The organism is Zooshikella ganghwensis DSM 15267, assembly GCF_000428585.1.
GTDB classification, from domain to species: domain Bacteria; phylum Pseudomonadota; class Gammaproteobacteria; order Pseudomonadales; family Zooshikellaceae; genus Zooshikella; species Zooshikella ganghwensis.
The window spans coordinates 1-3,906 of sequence record NZ_AUAF01000252.1 but is presented as its reverse complement, the minus strand read 5'-3'; the positions used below and the strand labels follow the sequence as shown (position 1 = coordinate 3,906).

The 3,906-nt window shown below is 39.3% G+C and carries 3 protein-coding genes; 1 reads left to right on the top strand and 2 read right to left on the bottom strand.

The annotated features are described in order from the left end of the window. Positions 1-101: 101 nt before the first annotated feature. Both F607_RS0125295 and F607_RS0125290 read right to left on the bottom strand, forming a co-directional pair. Positions 102-719 (bottom strand): hypothetical protein, encoded by a 618-nt coding sequence (locus tag F607_RS0125295; RefSeq protein WP_027710248.1) that lies wholly within the window; start codon positions 717-719, stop codon positions 102-104. Positions 720-895: 176 nt separating this feature from the next. Next, positions 896-1,990 (bottom strand): NAD/NADP-dependent octopine/nopaline dehydrogenase family protein, encoded by a 1,095-nt coding sequence (locus tag F607_RS0125290; protein ID WP_027710247.1) that lies wholly within the window; start codon positions 1,988-1,990, stop codon positions 896-898. A gap of 302 nt (positions 1,991-2,292) precedes the next feature. On the opposite strand from F607_RS0125290, the gene F607_RS0125285 reads away from it, so the two are divergent. Further along, positions 2,293-3,723, top strand: a complete 1,431-nt coding sequence (locus F607_RS0125285) for an AAA family ATPase (RefSeq protein ID WP_027710246.1) — start codon at positions 2,293-2,295, stop codon at positions 3,721-3,723. Positions 3,724-3,906: the final 183 nt, after the last annotated feature.

Below are 3,906 nucleotides of genomic sequence, written 5' to 3'. Positions count from 1 at the left end.
TAGGGCTTGATTACTTACACAGGGTACTAGTAGAAGGAAGTGTTAACCTGGCAGTATTTCGGCACTCCCTGAAAGTTTTGTCCTGTACATAGATTTTGCCGTTAGCGTGCGGCATTGGTTTCGGCAATGAGTGTTGGAGATAAATGATTTTCGTGAAGCAATTTATCTAACTGCATATCATACACTAAATGATGTAGCATATTTTTTTCTATATCTGTTCGTACATGTCTTGGGTAGCGTGATGACCCTGCTAAAAAACCGAGTGTAAAATACCAGGTTTCGAATTTATCATGATATTGATAACGTTTAATTAGTTTATTTTGGTAGAAAACTTCTGCTGTCATGGTGCTGCTATATGTGACTTTGGCAGGAACAAGCCAGCCTATTGTTGCTGTGGAGTAAAACCACAATGAACTATTATTATGAAGTGAATCACCCCGGTCTACGGTAAGCCTGATTTGGTAAGAGGTTGCTTGATTTATGCTGTAGCTTGGGGAAAGTCCAAGAGACATAAGCAGTGGGTAGATATCATTGCTGGTGCGGTATGCAGCACCAAGAGAAGAGAGCTGGCCATTACTCAGTGAGATCACTTTTACTGCTATTTCTGGCATTACTTGTGGTGCAAGGACCTGAGGAGCACGAGCTGGTAATAAATCAGATTTAATTGCACATCCAGACATCATACAAGTCATGATGGCGAGTAAAATTAAAGACTTCATAAAGGTAAAAGCGTAACAAGTGCGTTTTTTACAATATGCTCATTTCTGTAGGTCGATATTCCTAGGAAGAATAGAGACAATATGATAATTAAGACGTGATGTGTCACATAACCAGGGAGACTTGCGTCTCTCTGGTTATGATAATTGTTTTGCTGGTAGATGTGAACTGTTTATCTTTATACGGCTTGTTGACTGCTTAGATGGAGAGGAACGATAGGCTGTGAAGGTAGGAAGTGGCTAATTAATCGACCTTTTTTTACAAAATTGCAATCCACCAGTTCAGATGCAATGGATATGATACTTTTAAGAACCGGTGTATTCACATTGGCAGCTTTGGCAAGAGAAAGCCAAGGTACTAAAAGGTAAGGTACATCTTCGGAAATATAACGATGGCTATAACAGGTTGGCGCGCTGTAGCGCTGATTATGTACGGCTGAGGTGAGTGCAAAATCCCTTAATGATAATGCATTAATGCCATAGTAGTGATGAATAATATCCAGTAAGGCGGGTAAGTCCAGACCATAAGCCTTGCCTATGGCCTGGCGCTCTTTATCAAGCGCATTAATAATTTTGCAAACAGCAGGTGTCATGCCATCTTTATAAAAATAGAACTCACCATGAGTACTTTCTATATAGCCACAATTAAGAATAGTCAAGGCTGGGTGGACAATGCCATTTGGAGAGTTTAAACCAATGGCTAAGTAATTATTGACAATTTTTATGTGGGTTTCAGGCATGCACTTTTGTAACAGTGTTTGTGCTTTTTGCGTTTGGTATTCTGGATACACACTGAACTCTAAGAGGTTCTTATGTTGTGAGGCAATATGGACGGTACCAGGCTCTTCTATTTCAGCAACATGGAGTAAAGATGAACTCTCTATTAACGTAATATCCAAAGTAGGGCGAACTTTTTCGAGCATATATTGCAAGGGGTAAGTTGCAAAGTTACCAGGCATCACAGCAATGACTTGCTCGTCTACTAAAAAGGGGAGCATGTTTTCAAAGAGCGCTTCCTGGCCAAAGGCTGGAACAACCATGAAAATGATTTCTGCGCCATGAATCGCTTGCCGTATATCCAGTGTTACTGTGTCAACTTTACAGGTTAGAGGGTGGTCACCTGTAACATGTATTTCACCTTGTTGCTCTGAAATTGCATAAGCATTCTTGGCGTGTTCAGGTGGTGCATAAAGGGCGGTTTGGAACCCCTGCTGAGCAAGATGGCTTGCAAGTGCAACGCCTCCACCTCCAGCACCCATTACAGCTACTTTCATTGGTTAAACTCCCTTTCCAGCCAGCATTTGTAAGACATCAACTCCATCAGTTTGTGTTAACGGGGAATTTTTGTCATTTTTTTGAATCGCATACGTTTAATCAAAGCAAAGCTATTTAGTGAACGCAAATAGCATTTAAATAGCATTTTCATTTCAATAGTATGAAGTGCTTATTAGTCTTTACCTCATTAAGGCATGATAAAATGTAAAACAAGTGTAGGATGCTATGGCGGTGGTAATTGACCTGGATTTTTTTATTGAGTCTAAAGCATAGTATGTCAATGAGGGACTGAGAATCCAAAATGCATAATGATCTTACTGTACCCGTTTGCTCGTTGACGAGGCCGAATGACGCAATAGGTTTATCAGAACTCTCAGAGCGAAGTAATTATTCTTCACCATTACAAACCCTATTGGCTAAGATAGTACATCCTGAACAAGCTGTTGAGCTTTTAGGTATAAGTGGTACGGGTAAAACAACACTATTGGCATACTTGATTAAAGAGCTGGAGAAACAGGGCTGGTTAGAAACTGATATTGTAGTTGTTTCGACTAACTCTTACAGTTGTTGGCAACTACGAAAAACAATACAGCAATGTGGTAGTCGTTTTGCTAATTGCTGTCATACTTTGAACTCATTGCTTTTAGCGCCTCAACCCAAAGTTATTTCTGAAGGGGGGCGTATACAGCTGCTATATGAAAGTCTACTGGCTACGGGTAATAATGCAAAAACAACGCAGCTGGAATGGTTAAGTGTATTGTTACGCTGGATTAAGCAGCTGTCTTTTAGTGGTGAGGTATATCAACAACAAATAGTCTTGTGGTGGCAGACTTTATCTGATCAAGAGCGAGCGTTTATACAGCATGTGTATGGTATTTATCAGCAGCTGTTGCGAAAGAAGATTGATCGAATTGATGCCGATGACAGGCTTATTTTATTAAAAAAAGCCTATGCTAACGCCTCCATCAAAAGCCGACTACTAATCATTGATGATATACACTTAGCCAGTCCCCTGCAGAAGGATATGATTAAATATTTAATACACTCTGCTTCATCAATGGTATTGTCAAGTGCATGTTCAATTGAGACTTCAGATCAACAGCAGCTTGGAATTCGTTTGACGGAAACTATTGTATTGTCTTCACAGCTTAGATCATCAAAAGTTCAAGTCCGTTCAGCCTTGCGTTTGGGTGGATTGCTAAATTTGGGTAAACCGGTTTTGAGTGTTTTTAATGAAAAAACAGAAGGAAGACGCCCCTGGCTGTATTCAGTAAAAAATATAGCGGAAGAAATGAGTTTGGCGAACAAGTTAATCAAGGAGTTACTTTGTTCCTCCGAAGAAAATACATTGCTGGTTGTTTCTCACCATGGTTGGTTATTGAAAAAGTTAAATGATTATTGGTCCAAGTATACTCAAACATTGGTTGTTACTGAAAACAAGCATGATTACTCTGCAGACAAACCAGCTAAACTACTTTTTAGTTTAAGTTGCAGTTTAGCTGGACTGGAAGCTGATAGGATTATTGTGCTGGGAGTACAGCAGTTTTGGAAGTTTCGTAAATCACCAGAAATACGCTATAAGACATTGTGTAAAGTAGCGTATCAGCAAAAGCGCTTTGATTTATATAGTTTGATGCTAAAGGCGAAGCAGCATATTATCTTCGTTTGTAGTCATGCAAAGCCGATATTAGAATTAGCTGCGATATGTGAAAAAAAGACAATACCTATGTAAGTTTAGTTTTAATGACTCATGAATGGTATATTTGCCTAAACTGCTTTAGATGTGTAGTATTGACAGTTCGTTTCACTATTATGTAGTCAGACTTGGTTTCAACTAATAAGTGCAATTCTTAATTAGCGAGTAAATCGACTCGCCACCCTAAAAACATTTCATTCGGTGATTTGAAATTCCTTG

Excerpts from the sequence above, each read along its gene's own strand:
- F607_RS0125290 (WP_027710247.1), bottom strand. The coding sequence starts at position 1,990 with ATGAAAGTAGCTGTAATGGGTGCTGGAGGTGGAGGCGTTGCACTTGCA.
- F607_RS0125285 (WP_027710246.1), top strand. The coding sequence starts at position 2,293 with ATGCATAATGATCTTACTGTACCCGTTTGCTCGTTGACGAGGCCGAAT.
- F607_RS0125295 (WP_027710248.1), bottom strand. The coding sequence starts at position 719 with ATGAAGTCTTTAATTTTACTCGCCATCATGACTTGTATGATGTCTGGA.